Source organism: Stackebrandtia sp. (genome assembly GCF_035643755.1).
Taxonomy (GTDB): domain Bacteria; phylum Actinomycetota; class Actinomycetes; order Mycobacteriales; family Micromonosporaceae; genus Stackebrandtia.
Map to the genome: position 1 here is coordinate 1 of NZ_DASQPW010000322.1, position 5,278 is coordinate 5,278.

Here is a 5,278-nt window from a genome sequence, read left to right on the forward strand (position 1 = left end):
GTCGGCCGCCACCCGCGCCACGGCCTCGGCGGGGCCGAGACCCACCAGGCCGGACGACAGGCTCTTTTTGATCAATGTGGATGCCGCCGCGGGCGATATGGCGTCGGCGATCGCGGCGGGGTCCGCCCGCACCACCGTCCCGCCGGGCGCCACGACGCCGAGGGCGGCGGCCGCCGCGCACGCGGCGACCAGCGCGGTCAGGCGTCGCGTCGTCCACACGACACTGACTTTAGGAGGGTCAGGCGGCCCGCGCGGTGAAACGGCCGCCGATCTTGTCGAGCCTCAGCTCGGTGGCGAAGGTCTTGGACAGGTTGGACGCGGTGATCACGTCGTCGATCAGGCCGGAGGCGACCACGGCGCCGTCGGCCAGCAGCAGCGCGTGCGTGAAGCCGGGCGGGATCTCCTCCACATGGTGGGTCACCATCACCAGGGTGGGGGCGTCGGCGTCGTAGGCCAGCTCGGACAGTGTGGTGACCAGGCGTTCCCGCGCGCCCAGGTCGAGTCCGGCGGCGGGTTCGTCCAGCAGCAGGATCTCGGGGTCGGTCATGAGCGCCCGGGCGATCTGCACCCGCTTGCGCTCGCCCTCCGACAGGGTGGAGTAGCGGCGCTCGGCCAGCGCGTCGATGCCGAACTGTTCCAGCAGCCCGTGTGCCCGGATCTCGTCCATCGCCTCGTACTGTTCCCTGCCGCGCCCCAGCACGGCCCAGGCGGCGGTCACCACGGCGTCGGCCACGGTCTCGTCGAAGGGGATGGCCTCCGACAGCGCCGCGGTGGACAGCCCGATGCGGGGCCGCAGCTCGAAAACGTCCACTTTGCCGAGTCGTTCGCCGAGGATGCCCACCGTCCCGGAGGTGGGATGGCTGCGGGCGGCGACCAGATTGGACAGTGTGGTCTTTCCCGCTCCGTTGGGCCCCAACACGACCCAACGCTCGTCCAGTTCTACCTGCCAGTCGACGTGGTCCAGCAGGGTGTTCTCGCCGCGGCGCACCACGACGTCGCGGATGTCAATGACCTGATCGGTGGACTCAGACACGGGTGAATACTGTCATGGACGCGGGCGCTTGCCCGCGATGCCCCGCGGGAGGTCGCCGGCGTCACGCCGGGCGTGGCGCACCCGTTCGCGCCCCAGAATCCACAGTGCCTCGACGCCGTCGCGCCAGGTGATCTTCTTGCCGTCCTCGCGGCTGCGCGCCGAGTACGAGATCGGCACCTCGTAGGGGCGGATGCCCCGGCGCAGCAGCTTCGCGGTCACCTCGGCCTCCATGCCGAAGCCGTGCGAGCGCACCCGCAGCGAGCGGTACAGCGCCACCGGCATCACCTTGAAGCAGGTCTCCAGGTCGCCGATGTAGGAGTTGTACATGACGTTGGCGGCCAGGGTGATGCCCTTGTTGCCCATCACGTACCAAAAGGAGAAGGAGCTGTGGCTGCCGAAGGTGCGGTTGCCGTAGACCACCTGGGCCCGGCCGTCCAGCACCGGGGCCAGCAGCCGCGGAATGTCGGCGGCCTCGTATTCCAGGTCGGCGTCGAAGATGACCATGTAGTCGCCCTCGGCGGCCTTGACGCCGGTGCGAATCGCCGCGCCCTTGCCCCGGTTGCGCGGATGGGTGAACACCCGTACCCGGGCGTCGTCGATCTGCGCCAGGATGGACGCGGTGCCGTCGCGGCTGCCGTCGTTGACGACGACCAACTCCACGTCGCATGGGTAGTCGACACCCAGCACGAGTTTGAGCGCCTCGGCGAGGCGTTCTTCCTCGTTGTAGACGGGGATGAGGATCGAGAGTTTCATCGGGGTCCTCTGGAATGCAAGGGATGTTCGCGCAAGCCTAACGGGTAGGTAATCGTTTCGTTGAGTGCCCTCTCCGTCAATGATCACTCGCCATTGGGTTAAATATCTCGAATGCTGGTCATCGGCTGCGCGACCCTGACGGTCGCCTTGTTGACGGTCGCGTTGCGGCCCCGTCTCGGACGGGCCCGTTGGCGACTGGCGGTGGCGCGCGCCGCCGTGGTCACCGGCGCGGCGGCGACCGTGGCGGTGGAGGCGCTGTCGTATCTCGGGTGGTTCGACGCGGCTGGCGTCGGGGGTTTCTGGGCGGTGATGGTGGTGGCGGCGGCCGCGCTGTGCTTGCGGCGGGCCCGATTCGACCACCTTCGTGCGTCCACTGTGTTCAAGGGCGGCTGGACGCGGTGCCGCGAGCTGTGGCGGGGACTGGGCCGGTGGCAGCGGGTCGGCGCCGTGGCGGTGGCCGCGATCGTCGGCCTGGAGCTGCTGTTGGCGGCGTGGTCGGCCCCCAACAACTTCGACTCACAGACGTACCACCTGCCCAAGATCGAACACTGGGTGCAGCAGGGCTCGGTGGGCTTCTTCGCCACCAACATTCACCGCCAGGTGACGCTGGCCCCCGGTGCGGAATACCTGCTGGCCCACCTGCGGCTGGCTTCGGGTACGGACGCGTACTACAACCTGCTGCAGTGGGCGGCGGGGTTGGGCTGCGTGCTGGTGGCCACCCGGATCTGCGCGCAGCTGGGCGGCGGGCGGCGGGCCCAGCTGTTGACGGCGCTGCTGTTGGCCACCACGCCGATGCTGGTGTTGCAGGCGTCCAGCACGCAGGTGGATCTGGTGGCCGCCGCCTGGACGGGCTGTGTGGCGACGGTGGCGCTGGACGGGCTGCGGCGCCGCGCCGACGTCGCGGCGGTGCTGGTGCTGGGCGCGGGAACCGGGCTGGTGGCGATCACCAAGACCACCGGGCTGTTGGGGGTGGGCCCGATCCTGGTTCTGTGGGGGCTGGCGCAACTGCGCCTGGCGCTTCGGCGACACGACAAGCGGTTGCGCCGCGTGCTCACCCTGGCGGTGTCGACCCTGGCGATCCTGGCGCTGGCGGCGGTCGTCGTGGCGCCGTATCTGATGCGGATGCAAAGCCAGTTCGGCAATCCCCTGGGGCCGCCGCGATTGCGCGCCTCGATCCCGATGCAGACGCACGATCCCGCTTCGGTGTTGGTCAACACGCTGCGCATCGGGCAGACGGCCTTCGACACCCCGATCCCGGGCCTCACCCACGCCTCGGCGTGGGCGATCGACCAGATCGCCGCGACGCTGGGCGTCGATCCGCAGGACCCGGCGATCACCTTCGGCCACAGCACCTTCCCCGACCGGGCGTGGCCGCCCAATGAGGACAAGGTGTCGTTCCCGATCGCTGGTGTGCTGGCGCTGCTGGCGGTGGCGCTGGCCCTGGCGCGGCCCGGCTCGGTGACGTCGATCGGATCGCGCGGCCTGCGGGCGTACGCGGCGGCGGTGACGCTGTCGGTGCTGCTGTTCACCGCGACGGTGAAGTGGCAGCCCTGGGTGAATCGGCTGGTGCTGTACGCGCTGGTGCTGGCGATTCCGATCGCGGGACTGTGGCTGGACTCGTTGCTGCGCAAGGGTTCCCGCGAAGCGAGCACGCTGCGGCGCCTCGGCGCGGCGGTGGTCGCGGCGGCGCTGGCGCTGTCGGTGTGCGCCGGGTTGCTGTCGGTCGCGGCGGGCCTGCCACGCCGCGTGGTCGGCCCGCACTCCACATTGACCTCGTCGCGGATGGAGAACCGCTTCGCCTGGCGTCCCCCGTGGAGGAGCGACTACGAGTGGGCCGCGCGGGCGGTGACCGAGGCCGACGCGCACGCGGTCGGGCTGTTGCAGACCAACGACTCCTGGGAGTACCCGTGGTGGGTGCTGTTGCGGGGGCACCGGATCGAGGCCCTGCAGTCGGTGATCCCGGGCCGCCCGGCCGCCGACGCCGCCGACATGGACGCCATCGTGTGCACCATGCCGCGCCGCCAGTGCGCCCGGCACATCCCGCCGGGATGGACATTCCACTATCGACACTACGCCGGGTACGCGCTGCCGCCCGGCGAATGAGGCTTGGGGCCTGGTCGGGGAACCCCGTCTCCCGCCGCGCGCCGCCCGACGGCGCCCGGCCGCGACGGAGGTGAGTTCCCCAACGGGCCCTAGTCCTGGCCGCGGCGTTCCAGCCGGGCGCGGCGGGTGGCGCCGATGCGGCCGGGCCCCGGCTTCGGCGGCGGCGACGGCCACCCGGTGACGCCCTGATCCTCCAGGGGCGCGACCACCAGGTCGCGGAACTCCTCCAGGGCGTGGGTGTCGGGGTGCCCGGAGGTCAGCACCCGGTGCAGCACCGTCTGGGCGTCGGGGCCGGGCAGCTCGCCGAGGCCGTTGATGATCGCCTCGGGGCCGTCCATCTCCATGAGGCGCAGCGAGGACTCGGCGGTGAGCAGCTGGCGCTCCGGCGCCGTGAGGTCCTGCAGGTCGAGGGTGCCGGTCTCCACGAGGCACACGAGCGCCGTCGGCGCAAGTGACGGGTCGGAACGCATCCGCCGCAACAGCTTCGGCGCGTTCGGGTCCACATCGTACAGAAGCTCGAGGATGGCGGCGGCCCGGCTGCGCAGCGGCGTGGCGCGGGCGGCGTCCACCAGCGCCTCCACCGTGGCGTCGTGCACCGACAGCCACTTCTCCACCTCCGCGGCCTTGGAGCGGGGCGGATAGTGCTGGGTGACGACGCTGAGCATCTCGGAGGCCTCGGCGTCGGCCAGCTCCCCCACCAGCCCGGCCTCGCGGCCCTCGTCGAGCATGTGGTCGCGCAGCACGGCGGTGGCCAGGTCGTTGAGGTGTATCAGGCGCCCGGGCATGCCCAGGTCGTCGGCCAGCCGCAGGCAGGTCTGGGCGTCGAAGGGGCCCGTGGGCTCGGGCGCCCCGGCGGCCTCGATCAGGTCGTCGCTGAACATCGGGTCGGCGACGCCGACGGCCTCGGTGATCGCGCCGAGCCCCGACAGCAGGCGCCACAGGCGATCCAGGTCGCGGTGCACCAGGCGCCGGCGGTCGCGCTCGTAGTAGCCGGTGTACTGGTCCACGTCGAAGTAGGAGCCGCAGCCGTGCCGCCACACCGTCTCCTCCAGGCGCACCAGGGGCATCGGGTGGGGCAGGCTGTACAGCGAGTTGAGGACGTCGGGGACCACGTCACCGAAGATCGGCGCCAACATGGACCGGTTCTCCCCGCGCGGCGGGCGGCAGAGCTCCGGGCCGATCCGCGACACCGCCTCGAAGGCGGCGCGCCACAGCCGCAGCGGCGACCTCACCACCGCGGCCGTCCGGGCCAGCGGCGCGAGGCGGCCGGAGTGTCGGCGCAGCAGCCGCGCCTCGATCGCCCAGTGCACATACAGCGATATGCCTCGCAGGTCGGCGGTGGAGCGCGCCTTGGCGTCGGCCTCGGGCAGGCCGAGCCGGGCGGCCAGT

General features: G+C 71.5%; 3 protein-coding genes and 2 pseudogenes. 1 reads left to right on the top strand and 4 read right to left on the bottom strand.

Features of this window, described 5'->3' with window-relative positions; all coding sequences use genetic code 11:
- The 3 genes and pseudogenes from VE172_RS25160 to VE172_RS25170 all read right to left on the bottom strand — a co-directional run.
- Window positions 1–219 (bottom strand): annotated as a pseudogene (locus tag VE172_RS25160) (hypothetical protein); the annotation flags it as partial.
- Window positions 220–238: 19 nt separating this feature from the next.
- Complete coding sequence (locus tag VE172_RS25165; protein ID WP_324804766.1) at window positions 239–1,033, bottom strand: ABC transporter ATP-binding protein; 795 nt, start codon at window positions 1,031–1,033, stop codon at window positions 239–241.
- A 12-nt stretch (window positions 1,034–1,045) separates the two neighbouring features.
- The gene (locus VE172_RS25170; protein ID WP_324804767.1) at window positions 1,046–1,786 is read right to left on the bottom strand and encodes a glycosyltransferase family 2 protein; all 741 of its coding nucleotides are present in this window, start codon (window positions 1,784–1,786) and stop codon (window positions 1,046–1,048) included.
- Between the two features lie 111 nt (window positions 1,787–1,897).
- Between VE172_RS25170 and VE172_RS25175 the strand changes: the two genes are divergently transcribed.
- Window positions 1,898–3,889 (top strand): hypothetical protein, encoded by a 1,992-nt coding sequence (locus VE172_RS25175; RefSeq protein WP_324804768.1) that lies wholly within the window; start codon window positions 1,898–1,900, stop codon window positions 3,887–3,889.
- Window positions 3,890–3,978: 89 nt separating this feature from the next.
- Here VE172_RS25175 and VE172_RS25180 read toward each other — a convergent pair.
- Window positions 3,979–5,278, bottom strand: a pseudogene (locus VE172_RS25180) (hypothetical protein); the annotation flags it as partial.

Excerpts from the sequence above, each read along its gene's own strand:
- VE172_RS25170 (WP_324804767.1), bottom strand. The coding sequence starts at position 1,786 with ATGAAACTCTCGATCCTCATCCCCGTCTACAACGAGGAAGAACGCCTC.
- VE172_RS25175 (WP_324804768.1), top strand. The coding sequence starts at position 1,898 with ATGCTGGTCATCGGCTGCGCGACCCTGACGGTCGCCTTGTTGACGGTC.